Origin of the sequence: Paenibacillus sp. FSL H7-0690 (assembly GCF_037980415.1) — a bacterium.
GTDB classification, from domain to species: Bacteria; Bacillota; Bacilli; order Paenibacillales; family Paenibacillaceae; genus Paenibacillus_AQ; species Paenibacillus_AQ odorifer.
The window spans coordinates 4353855-4370901 of record NZ_CP150281.1; the positions used below are offsets into that span (position 1 = coordinate 4353855).

Sequence of the window (17047 nt, forward strand, 5' to 3'; positions counted from 1 at the left end):
GCTCAGGCTTGTTTTTTTATGAATTCCTCATTAACTTTCGCTCGCTAGAATCCCTTTCAAATACCCCGTCAACTCTTTTGCCGCTTGTTCATGAGCTAATGCTCCCGGATGACTTCTTGCCCCTATGGTCTCATCCGTCATATTTGGAAGCTGCAATACAGAAACCTGCTTGTCCCCTGTTTTCTTGCTATAAACATCGACCGCCCGGTAGATCGCTGGCATCATCGGGATACCAAGCATCCCATATGCCCATACGAGATGTGCATGTTGATTATTTTTTCTAAGCTTCATCAGAAATTTCTCAGCGGCATCGACAAAAGCTTGTATATCATCCTCATGATAGGTCCCGTCTTCATTTAAGCGTTGTTTATGGCTCTCCCCTGTTACCTCATCTTTCCATTCTGGCGATTGAAAAGCGCCCCCATCATTTGTTCCTAGATTAACTACCACAACATCTGGCTGCCAGGTTTCAAAAGAATGTTCTTGAAAAGCTCCTAAAGCTTCGTTTTTTGCTCCAGTTAGAAGACCACAAACCTGCTCATAACAATCAGGGATATTACCGTGCGGATTATTATCCCAGCTAGTAAGGACTCCCCAGCCACTTTGAGAAATAACTCTATATTCTGCATTTAAAGCATCTGCTGTCATTCTGGTATAGTTGTTGATGGCGCTAAACCACATTGGAATCCAATCTTCTTCAGCCTTGGCACCTATACTTCCTTCTCCGGATGTGATGCTGTCACCTATGAACTCTATCTTGTGGGGTTTGTCCGCAACCGGCAGGAATTTTCCATCCATCTTCACCGCATGTATCTGCAAAGAGCAGCCAGGGTCTCCACTCATTGCCTGCACATCTTTTACAATACGAATATTGTTGACAACACGATCATTCATGCCTCTAAATACACAAATCCAATACCTGCCTGCTACTAACATTTGTCTGCTAACAGGAACGGAATTGATCAGGATGCTAATCCAGGGTTCATAAACATCATAATCTGCTTCTACTTCAAGCCATAGCTCAGAACTTTTAACATTTAATTCGACCGCACTGCCTGTCCAAAATAACGTTAGTGGAGAAAGTGACCCTGTTGTTCTGCCGTGAATTTTCAGATGTTCGATATCAGCTAATGTATGTACCTTTAAGTTTGTATTCTGCTTCATAAAATCCCTCCTAATTTACCGCTAGAATCCTAATCTATACTTCTACTTCACTACTTCTTCAATACTATCTTCTAATCCTTTTCCAAATAGCATATACTCTTCCTCTGGTACAATAGAATTAAATGAGGTCATGAACAAAGGTGGGATTGAGTTGAAAGTTATACCTAACTGTATTACACTTGGCAGAATTATTTTGGCAATAATGCTGTTATTCTTCGAGCCGCTAAGTTCGGCCTTTCTTGCAATTTATATCCTTTGCGGAGTCACCGATCTGATAGATGGTCCAATTGCCCGAAAATCAGGCACAACAAGTCATCTCGGAGCAAAGCTGGATTCTGCTGCCGACACGATACTAATCGGGATCTGCTTATTTACTTTGTATCCGTATCTGGGTCTTACCCTCGAATTCATCCTATGGATCTTCTTGATCGCGGCCATCCGCATAACATCGACAGGGATTGCCCTCCGCAGATTCAAAACTTACGCAAGTATCCATACCTACGGCAATAAACTCACCGGGCTTCTCTTATTTGTAACTCCTATATGGCTTTCCCATAGTAACCCCACCATTTGGACAACCATTGTCTGTATAGTTGCAACCTTATCCGCCGTGGAAGAATTGATCATCCAAATCACATCCACTCAATTACAGCTGGACAGAAAAGGATGGTTTTATAACCCTCCTAATCAGGAATAATGAAAGATACCGTAGTTCCCACCCCAGAAATACTTTGAATCTTCAAGCCTTGTCCATATAATTGTGTTAATCTCCGATCTGTATTAAGGAGCCCAATTCCTTGATCCTTAAGACTTTTTGGTTGCAATAACTTACTGACTTGAGCTTCATCCATTCCAATCCCCGTATCAGCAATGATAAAATGAACAGCCTCCGCATGTGTCTCGATGTGAATACGCAAGGTTCCACCTTTTGCCCGACTTAAGATCCCATGCCGGACGGCGTTCTCGACCAGTGGCTGAATGGTCAGCGGAGGAATTAGAAGCTGTAGATTCGCGTCTACCTCCCATTCAACCTGCAGCCTCTCCTCAAAACGCTGCTGCTGGATATATACATAATTCTCGACCAGCTCCAGCTCTTGCGACAGCGAAACAAGTTTGCCTGCATTTAAGAAGTCAAAGCTGATCCGCAGATAAGTAGTGAATGCATCTGAAAGATCTTTCATTTTGACAGTGTCAAAATCACTCAAGGACATAATCGAATTTAATGTATTAAAGAGAAAATGTGGATGGATCTGCGCTTGTAAATAAGCAGCCTCCATTCTCAAACGATCATTGACTGCTTGCTTCATAGAAGTGAGCGACGAAGCACGATACTTCAATTCCATGGCATCTACTGGCTTGGTTACATAGTCATTAGCGCCAGCCAAGAAACCTGCGTAAACATCCTCCTGCTCACTGCGAGCGGTCAATAGAATAATAGGAAGTTCATACATCGTGAACCGCTCGCGTATCAATCTTGTCAATTCATATCCAGACATGCCCGGCATCATCACATCAGCGATAACCAAATCGAACTGCTCATGATGCAACATATCCAGCGCCTCACGGGCTGAAGTCGTTGTATCAATCCGATAAGCTCCATCTGATAAAATATTTTGCAGAACTTTTAAATTGACCGAATCATCATCAACCGCTAGCACATGTATGATGTCAGCGTCTGTATCGAGCTTCGAGAGTGCCTCTACTTCCTTTGTGTTATAGGCGGCAGCCACCATAGCTGATTTCTCAGCAGTTATCCACGTGTTGAATGGTGACAATGGATCCGAATCTTTTTCTGTATGAAAATCTGGAATAGATGACTGCAGGCTCGCTTTGGCTACAGGTAATTTGAAGCTGAACTTACTTCCCTGACCCGGCTGCGATTGCAGCAATAATTCACTGCCATGCAGTTCGACCAGCTCCTTACAGATGCTAAGTCCCAGCCCAATGCCGCCTTGACCGTAAGCCCCTTGTTCATAGCGCATAAAAACACGCTTTTTCAAAGCTTCATCCATACCTACTCCTGTATCCGTAACATGTATCCATACATCCCCACCCACTTGTTCTGCGGCCAGTTCAACACTTCCCTGTTCGGTGTACTTTAGTGCGTTATGAACTAAATTAATCAGAATCTGCACCAATCGCTCCTCATCAGCATAAACACGAGGCAGATTCTCATCTATAGACATTCGAAGCTCCACCTTCGTCCCACCGGTTAAGAAGCGTAACATATCCAGTACACCTTCAGCCAATGACCTCACTTGCAACGCCTTTATATTCATCACAATCCGCTTATCCTGCAATCGCACAACATCAAGCAAGTCATTCAGCATAAGCGACATCCGGCGACTGACCATAATTAGCAATTCCATGTCACGCTGGCTCTCTTCATCCAGCACATGTTTTTTTCTTGTTAACACACTTTGGGCAATATTCATAATCCCATGCAGTGGAGTGCGCAGCTCATGTGACGTATTGGCTAGAAAACGGTCCTTTAATTTATTGGATTCCGCCAATTGAGCGTTCAGTAACACATTTTGATGGGATTGATGAAAATATCTCCTAAACCAATAGGCGGAAAATGCGGCAAGGGCAGCAATTAAATCTACGGGATAAAACATAAATTGTGAGCTACCGGCATAGTAGACAGCCCCCCACAACATATTATTTAGTACTGCTAACACTGAAAACAATAAAAATAGAGCACCTTCAGCTCGTAAGGATACCATCTTCCAAAAATAATATACCGTCCAACACACTGGAACGTAATACAGGATCATGTAATACCCTTTTCCGATGATATATAACACTGCCTCTTCAGGACCTACAATAATAAATAAAGTAAAAATGAGAACTGACAGGATGTAACTATAAAACGCCTTGCCTTTCCGTCGATTCCCCAATAGTTCCCTTCCCATCAATAAAAGGAATAAACAAAACCCTATATACGAAAGAACCTTTAACCTCAACATCCAGGCAAAATCAACATGAAGAAACCGGAACATCAGTCCATTATGTTCAACCCCAATGGATACAGCCGCAGCGACCATCATTAGAAAAAAAATAATCAGCTCTGTTTTTCGTACATCCATCAGATAGATAATCAATAAATACAACCCATGTAGAAGAAGCATGACTCCTACGACTAGCTGCAAGCCAATGGAATTCCAGTATATAGTGTCTACCTCATGTTGAATGCCAAACTCCACGGACCGAATTATGCCTCCTTTTAGTGGAGACTCATAATTTGACGTCCGAACAAACAGATCCAGATGCTTCTGATCTGTAGGTGTATAACTAATTAAGAATGCTTTCGTCACATAAACATGCTCTTCCTTCTCGTCAGATAACACTCCAAACCGTGAGAGAATTGTTCCATTAATCTCCACTTCAGAAGAAGTATAGATGGATTGGAACCAAAAGCTAAGTGGTTCAGACAAGGGGCGTTCTAGCAGAATCCGCAAATGATAAGTTCCGTATCCATACGCCTTCTTTTGCTCAGCAGAATTGAATACAGAATTCCAGTTACCCGGCACCTGAAGCATTTGGCCTTTTAAAACGCTATCCACATTGGCGGCATTCACCCATTGTTGAGGATAAAACTCCCATTCTCCATCCAATGGAAAGGAGCTTAGTGATTCAAGGTCTACTCCCCGCAAATCGAGCACACCTTGCTCCACAACAGGAGGATTAGACAGATTAAAATGATTGTACCAGCTCCAGCGTATTGCAATCAGCAGGCAGATAAATACTACTATGTACAACATATGACTTAACTTAATTTTATTCTCCGAAGTTCTCATAGACTCCTCATTCGTCAATAGTATTTAATAGTGCTATATCCCTATCTCCAACTTTGAGCAATACAGTATGATTATACTATATTAAGAGGCCTATAGACGTATGTAATCCTATGTTCAGAGGAAAAAAATCAACCATCCCATAGAGCAGATGGTCGATTCTTTTATTGCGATTTATTGATTAGAGCAGATCGCATCGCGGCGAACTTACTAGGCATTACTCCCACATTTGTTTTGAACGTCCGACTGAACAGACTCATCCTTAACGCTCCTTCCAATGTGGGATTCGATGGGGTTAGATTTCCAGTGATGAGAATACTTTATCGAAGCCTGTTTTGGAACGAGAAAATAGTTCAGATGAACTTTGTGATGAAGCTGGCGCTAGCACTTCTTGAGCGATAACGCCCTTGTACCCGATCTTTTTCAAGCTTCCCAAGAATCCGGTAAGATCAATGGATCCTTCCCCTGGATACAATCGATCGGAATCTAGCAATTCCTCTATCGGCAGAGGTTTAGCATCATTAATATGGACATACGCAATTTGATGCGGTTGTAATTTCAGCAGGTCCTCCCTCGTTAATCCATTCGTATGCCAATGATAGGAATCCAGTAACAAACCGATATTTCTCACTTGAATTGAATCCATCCAGTCCAACGTATCTTGCATCGTCCAGATTAGCGGATTTGCCCATTGTGTACGTAAGTGATGAGGACCAACGAACTCTAAGGCTAGTGAAATACCATAGGCGCCTAATATTTCTGCACATAGTCTTAAACGTCTAGTGGCTGCAATCATGAACGGTGCGACCGGAAGATCTGTCGAAGGCAAAATATAGGTACAGCATGTGGTGCAATTTAATGCAGCAGCGGCCTCAGCCATCAGCGTAAGCGATTTCAGACTTTCCCTAAAGCTTTCCTCTGTCGTGCGCCAATCTACCTCTAAACCAAATGATCCTAGCATGATGCCATGACTTTCCAGTAATTGGATGGCCCCATCCTTGCCATACTGCTGTACCAACTCTAATGGATTGACGTCTATGGCCTGAAACCCGAATTGGCTCGCAAGTCTGATATATTCTTCATTAGAAGCAATTTCTCCCAAACCCGCTGTTGTTAATCCTCTTATCATCGTCGTTCTCCCCCTTTATGACCAATCAAACAGTACGCCATTATACTGATCTTTGTTGGTTCTTAATCCCTCATAGGCTTCGCTAGCTTGCTCCGGCTTGATGACATGGCTAATCAAAGGTTCGATGTGCAGCTTCTGTTGTTGCATAAGCTCGAAGACAATGCCAGAATTACGCACCAAGGAATGTTTCACAAACGAATTAGGCTCTGTTGGATAACGCCATTCGTGAGCACCTTTAAATGTAATGCATCCCCGGTTATACAGATGACAGTAATTAAGCACATCCGTAATATCTGTATTGTATTCTCCACGCGGGCTGCCCAAAAAGATGATTTCTCCCTGTGAGCCGATGTATTGAAGACTATCAACTCCAACTTTGGAAACACCGGTTGCCTCAATATGACTGGAAACACCCTTGCCCTTAGTTAACGTCATAATCTGCTCTTTCATCAATCCTTCGCCACTGTCCAGTGTGTAATCCACACCGCATTGACGCGCGGTCCGCAGCCGTTCTTTGGACAAATCCATACCAATTACCGTAGCCCCCTGCAAACGCGCCAATTGAGCTGCAAGATTGCCTACCAATCCAAGACCTGTCACACTCACTTTGTCTCCAAGTTCGATATCCGACACACGTATCGATGTAAAAGCTACCGTAGCCATCCGGGTAAACGGTACCCATTTCAAGTCTAGCGCATCCGGCACTCGAATGAAAACATCCCTAGCTTCAACCACTTGATATTCGCAATGAGTTCCGTAATGAAAAACCACATCGCCCGCTTGAAATTCCTGAACACCTTTACCACATTCTACGATACGACTGACGCTTGCATAACCTGGACACAGCGGGAGTTTTGCCCAATCCTCTTTGCCAGATAACATTGCCATCTCCGTTCCCGGACTAATCAGCGAATAAATCAATTTTACGAGTACCTCATGGTCACCTAAAGCCTTAAGTACAAGCTCCTCTTCAACCGTTTCCACATGGTGTGGGCTCATAAACATTATCTTTCTATTTTTCATCCTCATTACCTCCCATGATCCTCAAACTTTCTATTTAAATGTATGCGTTTTTAGACATCATGTCTTTGACTGCAAAAATGTTTTTTTGTCTAAAAGTAAGATGGGAGGTAGAGTTTAAGTGAGGAGACGACATGTCATTCCTTTCATTTTCGTTCAAAGATCCTTATACTTGCTTGGAGAAGCATTTCAAGGGAGAATGAAAAATATGGACATAAAAAAATTACAATACTTTATCGCAGTAGCAGAGGAACTGCATTTTAACCGTGCAGCTGAGAAGCTAAATATGACGCAGCCTCCCTTAAGCCAGCAAATTCAAGCTCTGGAGAATGAGATTGGTGTGAAACTATTAGAACGGAATAAAAGACAAGTTCGTCTCACGTCAGCGGGGGCGGTATTTCTAGAGGAGGCTAAATCCATTTTATCTCAACTGGAACGCTCTATTAAAACAACACAATTAGTCGATCAAGGAATTATCGGACATTTGAACATTGGATTTATAGATTCTGCAGCTGGTGGAGTATTGGTTGATATGTTAAAAATGTTTCGGGAACGTTATCCACAAGTACAACTCACATTACATGAGATGACGTCTGCTCAGCAGTGGCAGGCTTTACATGAAGGAACGATTCACATTGGATTTGTACGTTATACAGAGTCGGGCAAACATATCGAGCATCGTCCCTTAGTCAATGAATCGCTTATTGCCGTTTTGCCAGAGCAGCATCACCTAGCTCATTTACCGGTGTTATCCATTCGCTCTTTAGCTTTAGAGCCATTTATATCGTTCCCACGTCATTTAGGAGCTCCTTTTCATGACCTCATTATGAGCTTCTGCGCCCAACACGACATGTATCCGAATGTTGTACAGGAAGCCATTCAGATGTACACCATTGTAAACTTGGTAGCTGCTAATCTTGGAGTTTCCATTGTGCCCTCATCAGTTGCTATTTTTCAGCGTGAAGGTGTCGCATTTCGTCCCTTTGAAGAAAGCACACCATCGATTCCCCTTTATGCCGCTTGGAGAACCGATTGCGATCGTGCCTCCTTATCCGCGTTACTAGAGATCATAGGACAAATGAGTTCAGAAGCTATTAATGGTGAATAATATAATATTCAGCCCGTTTTTCTAGGATCACGTTCAACGAGTCCTTCTAGCACCCTATCGATTTCCAACATCACTTCCCTATCCAGACGAACTCCCGCAGCTTTGGCATTTTCTATAACCTGCTCAGGTTTGGATGCCCCAATAATTGCAGATGAAACTTGTGGATTTTGCAACACCCATGCTATAGCCAACTGCGGAAGCGTCAACCCAACTTCGCTGGCGATGGAAGAGAGATTCGAGACCGCCTCAAGCACCTCAGTCCGAAGCCACTGACCCGCCAATTTATTCATAAATGGTGAGCCCGCAGCTGTTGAAGCACGAGAACCCTCTGGCAATGGTTGACCTGGCATATATTTGCCTGAAAGAATCCCTTGAGCAAGCGGCGACCAGACCACCTGTCCAATCCCTTCCCGCTCACAAGCTTGAACTACCTCCGTCTCCATCACGCGCCATAACATCGAATATTGAGGTTGACTAGCCACTAATGGCACCTTTAATTCTCTCGCCAAAGCAGCACCTTCTGCTATCTGATCCGCCGTCCACTCACTTATCCCGACATAGAGAACCTTACCTTGACGTACCAGATCCGAAAAAGCCAAGAAGGTCTCTTCAAGGGATACTGTTGCGTCAAAGCGATGCGCATAATAGATATCAATGTAATCGGTCTGTAATCTGTTCAGTGAAGCATGGCACGCCTCCATAATATGCTTGCGGGACAGACCTCTTGCGTTACGTCCCGTCCCTGTGGGATGGCACACCTTGGTACACAATTCGATATCAGCTCTGTGCACTCCTTTTAATGCTTGGCCCAGCACCATCTCAGCTTTCGTATCGGAATATACATCTGCAGTATCAAATGTTGTGATCCCTACATCCAATGCAGCGCGAACACAAGCATGGGCAGTATCATTGTCCACTTGAGCACCATGTGTAATCCAATTACCATAAGCAATCTCACTTAGATGTAAGCCACTCGTTCCTAATTTACGATAGTTCATTTTATACCCTCCTTTAGATAACAATCTGATTGTAACAAAGAGATATTAATACGAGAAATACTCTTTAAGATGCGATTTAATTCAAAAAAGATATTACTGAGATCCTTAAAGATAATAAAAAACGCCCTTTAGGCGTTTTTTTCGGTACATATTCTGTTTCGAAACTCTAACTTCGCCTATACTCCGGTGAGTATTAACCTCCAAGCCTTGTTACCGCACCACAACTAACAGTACAATAATTCCGAGCCAAAACAGCCAGCTTACTGGGTGACCGAAATTTAATCCCCAGCCGACTCCGAGCCTTTTCTTGACGATTAGGTTTGGATCTTTGCGATTGAAATAAATCATACCTAATCGCCATTTATCATCGTCATGGACAGGTCTGACATTGGAGCTATCGGCAGATCGCTCCAAGCGGCTTTCGCCCTGACCAGCCCAGAACGTTAAGGCCAAGGCGTATAGGATGACAAGGGCTATTATGATTAGGATAATAGGGATAGCGAAACTCATGTTAAGCAGAGATATCATGTTTAGTTGCACGACGGAAAACAGGATAACTATTAAGAAGCTTGCTGTAAGCATAAAATATGACCAAGTACGGCGGTAAGCTGCGTCTTGTCTGATGGAACGGTTAGGATCATTGGGTTGAACCTGCTGCTTTACTCTGCGAATACTCCAATTCTCAAATATGAACAAAAGTGTTATGAACACTTGCATGATCGTAGGCATAAACACAGAACTAAAAGATTTAGCTGCATAGCGGTCTACGTTCCAACTGCTGTTGTAATGGATCGGAATCTGATCAGGAATCAGATCGTAGTTGCGCAGCACAGTTACAATACTAACAACAGTAATTAAAACATGAATGAGGAACCAATTATTAGACAAGCCAATGTTTCTTTTCCGAAATCCAGTGTCCACTGCCATGATCGATGGTTCCAGAGCAATAGGCAGCATAGGTAGTAAACTTTTCATTTTGAAATGATAGCTAATGTTTATGACTAGGGAGATTCCGACCATGGCGAGTGAATAAGTGACAATGATCCAACTTTGTTGCTTGGAATGTTCATCACCGTATATTAGACAGAGGATACAAACAATGAATAGGATGGTATGCAAGGTAGCACTAATCCTAGCATATGACTTCCGCATCTGGCGCAGAGGCTCACTATGGAATTGTACAGGGCTGACGGTGACCCCAAAACTAATCGTCTCTCTTGTTAAATAAGGCATGCTTACCATGAGTACAATGGCAGGTACAAATACAAAGATCATTACTATAACAGGCATTATCGTCATATCATTCGCCTCCTCTTATACATAAGTGTGTATTTAAAAACTCTATAACCCTTATAGCATAGGCGATTCAGCACTATGCCTTTTTGCGTATGATGATCCTATTAACTTAGGATAGGTGATCGACATGAACATAAATTTTATTATAATCGATTTTAGTGACTATAGGGGTGAAATTAACAATTTATCCAGTTTTTTTGCTGCGCAAAGCTACTCATCTGACAACTCAATTATGGCAATTACATCTGTTTGAAATTCTGTGTTGGTAAAGGACTCGCCTCTTATCTGCAATGGTGCGGATTACTGCGTCAGAGTATAAATAAGTCCGTCCATGCAGGAATCATTGGTATGAAAATATTTCCGATTTTTCGCAAAAAGTTCTTGAACGGTTTATCATTCTTCTTTTTAAGCTGCGCCTTCATTTGTGCGCTTTGTGCTTGTAATTGCTCAGCCGAAGTCGCTATTTTCCTAATACTCATTTGACTATATTGAGCAATCTAAATTTTGTATCACTTCTATGATTCCACACGTTCCATTATTGACGAAATTTTTTTTCAACATTAAACTATAAGTTAAGAAATTAAATTTCAAAAAAACCGTTTTTTTCATTTATTAAATTTATCCCAACATTACGGCGCAGGAGGAAATGAAAGATGACGACGACACCAAACATCATCGTAATGAACCATCCAACTAGAGAGCAGCTTGAAAAGATTTACGATATTTTAGATGAATGCTTTTCCGTAGGCCGAGCTTATTTCCAAGAAAGATTAGACCTAGACACCACATATGATCCAGATACAACATGGTTTGCGATGGTTGACGATAAGATTGCATCTAATGTACAAATTTTTCCGTTTCATATTAGAGTCGGTCAAGCGATCTTGAAAACGGGTGCAATGGGGAGTGTCGGTACAGATCTAAATTACCGCGGGCTGGGGCTTGCACACAAAATTCTTCATGCGCAGACCAACTATATGAAAGAAACCGATTATGATATAAGCTTACTTTTGGCTAGTAAGCATGCGTTTTATGAAAAAGCTGGCTGGAGACTTATTCCCGAGACTGCTTTCGCAATTGAAAAACCAGCAAGTTTGGAGCAGCAGCAAAGCAGTGATGAAATCATTCCTTTTGAAGCCTGTTATCTCGATGATATCCGTTTCATCTATGAACAATTTAATAAGAATCGTACCTACACCGTGATCCGAAGTAAAACGTATTGGAATGATTTATTGACCTGGCCGGAATGGAAGAAAGTTGACTGCTTGCTCCTTCGCAGAAATGGGAAAATCGTCGCTTATGGCATCATTGAAAAGAAAGATACTGAACAAGTATTTATTAATGAATTATTGTATTTGAACGAAGCCGAAAACGGTGTTGAAGCTTTGTTTCATGCCTTATGTCAGCTGCGCCAAAATGCAAAGCAAATATTAGCGATGCTCCCAGAGGACCATAAGCTATATTCCTATTACCAACAGCATCAAGCAAATTCAATTCAAATCAATATGGCGATGTGGAAAATGATCAATCTCAGTTCAACTTTCCATAAGCTTCAGCCTGAATTAGAAGATCGCCTAAACCGTAGCAACATAATTGCAGGCCAGGAGCTGCATATTGCACTTCGCAGCAATGAGGACTGTATCTACTTGGATTATAAGCAAAAGCAGCTTTCTGTTTCGGATGCTAGTAATCATACCAATCCCTATACTTCAATAGAAGTAGATGAACGCGAGCTAATGACTTATATCATGTTCGGCTATAATGAAGCAGGCGCAGCAAAGGACAGTACGGAGGACGCTAACATCCTTCAAGCTCTATTTCCGAAACAACAAGCCGTGTTTTATTTGACCGATAAATTTTAAGCCATTTTTGATTCCTACCATTTTAAAATAAGGGTGTGTCGCAAGTCCAACTGCTCGGACTTATGACACACCCTTATTTTTCCATAGCGATAAAAACTAGTCGTTGTTCATTTTTGATCTTCCTAACAGGACAGCACCGTAGGCTGCATCCTTAATCGGCAAAATCAGCTTTGTTTGCGGGTAGCTCTGTGCGAGCTTTCGCTCCAAGGCTTCTTTCACAAAGCGAGACTTTTGCAGCACACTTCCTGCAATCGCAATCGGACTTTCATATAGCTTAAGCCGTTCAATAACAGGCACAACAAGCTCATATAGATTGGCTGCACATTTCTCCGCTAACACTAGTGCATGTGCATCGCCCTTCTCGCATGCGGTCGTCATAATCGGTGCGAGCTGCGCAATATCTTTTTTCGTCGTATTTTTATCATAAACAAAGCCAATAATCTCTTTCACAGTACTTAAGCCAAGCTGATCATATACCATCGCTGGGATGACCGTATCGGTTATTCTTCCGTCCTCCACTTGAACTAATACAGATAATAGATCGCGCCCAATGCTATAACCGCTTCCCTCGTCATCAATCAGATGACCAAAGCCTCCTGTGCGATGCTGCTCTCCTTTTTCATTGACCCCGAAGCAAATCGATCCTGTACCGGCAATGAGAATGATGCCTTGCATCGCATTTTGTGCCCCGTATAATGCAGTTTCTTGATCGCCTGTAATCGTTAATGGCCCGATATAACCGTTATTTCTCACATGCTGCTCCAAAAAATTGATGACCAGCGGATTACTTATTCCTGCCGCACCTATACATATATGAGCAACTTCTTGTAAATTACCGCAGTAGAGCTTCGTTTGACTAAAAATTTCCTCAAAGGAGGCGGCAATAGCATCAGCATCACCACCGTTATAATTAATAGGCCCTACAGTAAAGGTGAATAAAGAGTCTTCCTGGTCATGCGTAATGGTGACAGCTGTTTTCGTGCCACCCCCATCAATTCCAACGATAAATGCCATACCTATGTCCCCTTGTTGTACTTTTTTCAAAGATAAGAATTTATATGTTTCACGCGATATATTATCCTTATATTTCTCGCAGAAACGCTTGCCGTCCTTGAAAGGACGCCGAAGGCGTTTATGCTTGTCTACATCTGTATCGTAATATTGGCGGTGGGTACAACCTCACCATTTAGGATTGGAAGGAGTGATTTGAATGCATCAAGTGTATACTCAAATGCCGCAATTCCGCAGAACTCGCCTTCGATTAACGGTAAATCATACGGGCGACCTAATGTAATGGCCGTTACTTTGCAGCCTGCTGCCAGCAGCTTCTGAACAAGCGCAAGCTGACCTTTGTTTTCACGCGCATTGAACAAGCCGATAACAATATGCTTGTAGCCTTGTACCTTTGGCAGCGCAGCGTTGATTTGCTCCTCGCTCGGGTCAATGTCGATAATCTCATAAGCTGTATTAAAATGCTCCCCTATATATTGCGGAAAGCTAAGAGCTTGATTCAAGCTGCTGGACGCAAGATCGGTGCGGTATGAATAGGAACCCATAAATAACACTTGCTCGTCACCGGTATGAATGGGCTGGAGCTCACCTTTCATGAGGCAGATCGTTTCCGTACGCATTAGCTCATTTGCTCGGCGATGTACATCGCAGCCAACTAGTTCATAATCTAGCTCCTCAATCGTCGCATATTGTGCTTTATAAGCTAAAATTTTTGTAACAGCTGCATCAATCAGCGCTTCATCCAAATCACCGGTGGCTACAGCTTCTTCGATCAAATGAATCGCTTCCTTCACTGTCTCAGGAGTATGACTAATGAATACCAAATCAATACCTGCTTTAACAGCTCCTAACGCTCCTTTTGCCGTACCATAGTATCGTTTGATCGCGTCCATTTCTAAACAATCCGATACAACTAACCCTTTATATCCTAATTTTCCTTTTAATATCTCTGTAATAATGGTATGAGACATAGTTCCGGGCACACCGGATTTTTCAATTTTCGGAAATAAAATATGTGCACTCATAATCGCTTGAGCGCCTTGCTCAATTGCGGCCTTAAACGGCAGCAGCTCAAGCTGCTCTAATTCCTCAAGTGTTTTTTCAATGGTAGGCAAGCCAATATGTGAATCGACATTTGTATCACCATGACCTGGAAAATGCTTAAGTGAGGACATGACGCCTCCATCGAGCAATCCCTTCATCATTTGAATTCCATACTGGGATACTGTTGCAACAGAATCACCATAGGAACGAACATTTATGACTGGATTCAATGCATTATTGTTAACGTCCATAACTGGAGCTAGATTAAAATTAATACCTAATGCTTTCAATTCTCTGGCAGTCATTCTGCCTGCTGCATACGCATTTTCAGGTCGTCCTGAAGAAGCAATTGCCATGGCTCCAGCAACATTGGTCGCGTCTTTAGGCATACGAGTGACTCGACCGCCTTCTTGGTCGATCGTAATAAAGCCCGGGATACCAGTATGTGTCGTGTACCATTGCTGCAGCTCAGTAACAAGCTCGCCTAATTGATATTTATTGTCGATATTATGTGAGAATAAAATAATATTGCCGACTTTATAATGCTCAATAACTTCCTTCAGCTCAGGAGTGATCTCGGTTGAAGGGAAGCCTGTTACGAACATTTGTCCAATCTTTTCGCGCAGGCTCATATGTTCTATTGTTCTCATCAATTATTCACCTTCCTCTAGCGATATAAATGATACTGCTGTGTTATTTCTGCAAATTGCTTGCTTTCCGCTGCAAACTGTTCAAGCAGCTGCTTGGCTTGCATATTGTCCGTACGATACATGTTGTCTCCCCCCAGCAAATCGATAAATGGACGAGAGCCCTCCTTCACAGGAGGCAGGAATGAAAATTGCTCGTACAAATCTCTTATCGTAAATAATAAGGTTACCCCAACTTCTAAAGGCCTCAGCACTTGGAGATCTGTAATGTAAATTTGTACCCCGCCGCATAGCTCGCCACAATGTTTAGATGACGTTGGCTTGAAATGAACTGGACGAAAAAGCACACCCGGGATACCTTTTGCATTCATCTCATCTGCCAATTGCTGCGCTTGAATGAACGGAGCACCAATCATTTCAAAAGGGAACGTTGTTCCACGTCCTTCGGAGCAGTTTGTGCCTTCAAATAAACATGTTCCTGTATATAATAACGCCGTTTCATATCGTGGTATTCCAAGTGAAGGATGAACCCAAGTTAATCCTGTATCCGGGAAGGACATGCTCCGTTCCCAGCCTTCCAAACGAACGACATGCAGCGATGCATTCCAATTCATTTGATCATTTGCCATCGTTGCTACCTCACCTGCTGTTAAGCCGTATCGCACGGCTAGCTCGTAATTTCCAACAAATGATTTGAAGCCGGGCTTCAAGACATTCCCTTCTACCGTTACCCCGTTAAGCGGATTAACACGATCAAGAACAACAAATTCCACACCTGCATTTGCACAATCTTCAAGTGCATACAGCATCGTATAAATAAATGTGTAATAGCGTACACCAACATCTTGAATATCGTATACAATGATGTCTACTTCATTCAGCATTTCTTTTGTTAAACGCTTGGAGTCTTTACGGTACAAGCTATAGACTGGAACATTCGTAAAAGGATCCATGTAAGTGTCTACTACTGCCCCTGCATCCAAATCTCCGCGAACGCCATGCTCAGGTGAAAACATCGCAGCAAGATTAAAATTTTCATGTAAAATAGTAATCGTTGATGCAAAATCCTTCGTAAGACCTGTCGGCGCTGTAATCAATCCTACGCGCTTACCTTCGAACAAATAACGATAATTCGTTATAGAATCAATCCCATTTAACACCATATGAAGCTGCCTCCTAGCTGCTTTTTCGCATAAATGGATAGAACAAGGGAATGTTTCCTGCAATACATAGAAACACTCCCTCTTAGCTAGTTGAATAGTTACCAAAGACTAGACTGCCTAACCTTCACCGTTTCAGCTGGCACCATAAATGCTTCTGCATATGTCTTTCTTGCTTCACAGCCGCGAACAACTGCTAGTGCTTTATAGTAATCCATGTATTTGAAAGATTTGCTATTCGTCACAAACCAATGCTTGCTTAAAGCATCTATCCATAGATCAAATGCCGCTTGATCGAAATCCACATATACGTAAGGGACATAATCAACCGCATCCTCCCAGTTTTCGGAGTAATATAATCTTGCTGCAAAGTGCGCGGGGAGCGCTCGTTCAAAGGATGATAGACTTGCGAAGAAACGGGCATCATTTACGATATGATGCGTTAGCGCATGGTCCTTATGCATACTGTTTTTCCAGTGTGTAATAATAATGTTAGGCTTCACGCGACGAATTACATCACAAACCTCCATACGAATTTCTTGATTGTCAGGCAACTCTCCGTCACAATAATCATCGAATACAATGGCTTCACCACCTAGCATATCCGCAAAAACCTGTGCCTCTTTCACTTTTTGCTGACGATATTCCTTCATATCCTGTCCTGCCGGGACCCCTCGTTCACCCGCAGTTAACGCTAATGTCACAATGCGATCTCCCTTTAAACTATGACTAGCGAGCACACCACCAGAAGCTAGCTCCACATCACCAACATGCGCTCCAATTGCTAATACTGTGAATTTTTCGCTCATCT

The 17047-nt window shown here is 42.6% G+C and carries 13 protein-coding genes; 3 read left to right on the forward strand and 10 right to left on the reverse strand.

Annotated elements, in window-relative coordinates; all coding sequences use genetic code 11:
• Positions 1-30: 30 nt before the first annotated feature.
• Positions 31-1164 carry an SGNH/GDSL hydrolase family protein gene (locus MHI32_RS19190; protein ID WP_076182776.1) on the reverse strand — a complete coding sequence of 378 codons (1134 nt, stop codon included), beginning with the start codon at positions 1162-1164 and terminating at the stop codon, positions 31-33.
• Positions 1165-1315: 151 nt separating this feature from the next.
• Between MHI32_RS19190 and MHI32_RS19195 the strand changes: the two genes are divergently transcribed.
• Complete coding sequence (locus tag MHI32_RS19195) at positions 1316-1861, forward strand: CDP-alcohol phosphatidyltransferase family protein (protein ID WP_076190798.1); 546 nt, start codon at positions 1316-1318, stop codon at positions 1859-1861.
• On the opposite strand, the gene MHI32_RS19200 is transcribed toward MHI32_RS19195, so the two are convergent.
• The 3 genes from MHI32_RS19200 to MHI32_RS19210 form a co-directional block, all read right to left on the reverse strand.
• Positions 1848-4964 carry an ATP-binding protein gene (locus MHI32_RS19200; protein ID WP_340010563.1) on the reverse strand — a complete coding sequence of 1039 codons (3117 nt, stop codon included), beginning with the start codon at positions 4962-4964 and terminating at the stop codon, positions 1848-1850. The genes MHI32_RS19195 and MHI32_RS19200 overlap by 14 nt on opposite strands.
• A 292-nt stretch (positions 4965-5256) precedes the next feature.
• Complete coding sequence (locus tag MHI32_RS19205) at positions 5257-6090, reverse strand: sugar phosphate isomerase/epimerase (protein WP_076190791.1); 834 nt, start codon at positions 6088-6090, stop codon at positions 5257-5259.
• Between the two features lie 15 nt (positions 6091-6105).
• On the reverse strand, positions 6106-7113 hold the full coding sequence (locus MHI32_RS19210) for a zinc-binding alcohol dehydrogenase (protein ID WP_076190789.1): 1008 nt from the start codon (positions 7111-7113) through the stop codon (positions 6106-6108).
• A gap of 205 nt (positions 7114-7318) precedes the next feature.
• Between MHI32_RS19210 and MHI32_RS19215 the strand changes: the two genes are divergently transcribed.
• Positions 7319-8218 (forward strand): LysR family transcriptional regulator, encoded by a 900-nt coding sequence (locus tag MHI32_RS19215; RefSeq protein WP_076127169.1) that lies wholly within the window; start codon positions 7319-7321, stop codon positions 8216-8218.
• Between the two features lie 8 nt (positions 8219-8226).
• On the opposite strand, the gene MHI32_RS19220 is transcribed toward MHI32_RS19215, so the two are convergent.
• Together MHI32_RS19220 and MHI32_RS19225 are read right to left on the reverse strand one after the other, a co-directional pair.
• Positions 8227-9216, reverse strand: a complete 990-nt coding sequence (locus tag MHI32_RS19220; RefSeq protein ID WP_339168509.1) for an aldo/keto reductase family protein — start codon at positions 9214-9216, stop codon at positions 8227-8229.
• 210 nt (positions 9217-9426) lie between these two features.
• Positions 9427-10515 carry a DUF1648 domain-containing protein gene (locus MHI32_RS19225; RefSeq protein WP_339281148.1) on the reverse strand — a complete coding sequence of 363 codons (1089 nt, stop codon included), beginning with the start codon at positions 10513-10515 and terminating at the stop codon, positions 9427-9429.
• Between the two features lie 650 nt (positions 10516-11165).
• Here MHI32_RS19225 and MHI32_RS19230 point away from each other — a divergent pair.
• Positions 11166-12374, forward strand: coding sequence for a GNAT family N-acetyltransferase (locus MHI32_RS19230; protein WP_340010565.1), 1209 nt, complete (start codon positions 11166-11168; stop codon positions 12372-12374).
• A 96-nt stretch (positions 12375-12470) separates the two neighbouring features.
• On the opposite strand, the gene MHI32_RS19235 is transcribed toward MHI32_RS19230, so the two are convergent.
• The 4 genes from MHI32_RS19235 to MHI32_RS19250 all read right to left on the reverse strand — a co-directional run bounded on the left by MHI32_RS19235 (position 12471) and on the right by MHI32_RS19250 (position 17045).
• Positions 12471-13388 (reverse strand): BadF/BadG/BcrA/BcrD ATPase family protein, encoded by a 918-nt coding sequence (locus tag MHI32_RS19235; RefSeq protein ID WP_340010566.1) that lies wholly within the window; start codon positions 13386-13388, stop codon positions 12471-12473.
• 128 nt (positions 13389-13516) lie between these two features.
• A complete protein-coding gene (locus tag MHI32_RS19240; protein ID WP_340010568.1) occupies positions 13517-15079 on the reverse strand; it encodes a glycoside hydrolase family 3 protein in 1563 nt (520 codons plus the stop codon).
• Positions 15080-15096: 17 nt separating this feature from the next.
• Positions 15097-16239: a DUF1343 domain-containing protein gene (locus tag MHI32_RS19245; RefSeq protein WP_076182821.1), complete on the reverse strand. Its 1143-nt coding sequence runs from the start codon at positions 16237-16239 to the stop codon at positions 15097-15099.
• A gap of 98 nt (positions 16240-16337) precedes the next feature.
• The gene (locus tag MHI32_RS19250) at positions 16338-17045 is read right to left on the reverse strand and encodes a PIG-L family deacetylase (RefSeq protein WP_076106428.1); all 708 of its coding nucleotides are present in this window, start codon (positions 17043-17045) and stop codon (positions 16338-16340) included.
• Positions 17046-17047: the final 2 nt, after the last annotated feature.

Excerpts from the sequence above, each read along its gene's own strand:
- MHI32_RS19190 (WP_076182776.1), bottom strand. The coding sequence starts at position 1,164 with ATGAAGCAGAATACAAACTTAAAGGTACATACATTAGCTGATATCGAA.
- MHI32_RS19200 (WP_340010563.1), bottom strand. The coding sequence starts at position 4,964 with ATGAGAACTTCGGAGAATAAAATTAAGTTAAGTCATATGTTGTACATA.
- MHI32_RS19205 (WP_076190791.1), bottom strand. The coding sequence starts at position 6,090 with ATGATAAGAGGATTAACAACAGCGGGTTTGGGAGAAATTGCTTCTAAT.
- MHI32_RS19210 (WP_076190789.1), bottom strand. The coding sequence starts at position 7,113 with ATGAAAAATAGAAAGATAATGTTTATGAGCCCACACCATGTGGAAACG.
- MHI32_RS19215 (WP_076127169.1), top strand. The coding sequence starts at position 7,319 with ATGGACATAAAAAAATTACAATACTTTATCGCAGTAGCAGAGGAACTG.
- MHI32_RS19220 (WP_339168509.1), bottom strand. The coding sequence starts at position 9,216 with ATGAACTATCGTAAATTAGGAACGAGTGGCTTACATCTAAGTGAGATT.
- MHI32_RS19225 (WP_339281148.1), bottom strand. The coding sequence starts at position 10,515 with ATGACGATAATGCCTGTTATAGTAATGATCTTTGTATTTGTACCTGCC.
- MHI32_RS19230 (WP_340010565.1), top strand. The coding sequence starts at position 11,166 with ATGACGACGACACCAAACATCATCGTAATGAACCATCCAACTAGAGAG.
- MHI32_RS19235 (WP_340010566.1), bottom strand. The coding sequence starts at position 13,388 with ATGGCATTTATCGTTGGAATTGATGGGGGTGGCACGAAAACAGCTGTC.
- MHI32_RS19240 (WP_340010568.1), bottom strand. The coding sequence starts at position 15,079 with ATGAGAACAATAGAACATATGAGCCTGCGCGAAAAGATTGGACAAATG.
- MHI32_RS19245 (WP_076182821.1), bottom strand. The coding sequence starts at position 16,239 with ATGGTGTTAAATGGGATTGATTCTATAACGAATTATCGTTATTTGTTC.
- MHI32_RS19250 (WP_076106428.1), bottom strand. The coding sequence starts at position 17,045 with ATGAGCGAAAAATTCACAGTATTAGCAATTGGAGCGCATGTTGGTGAT.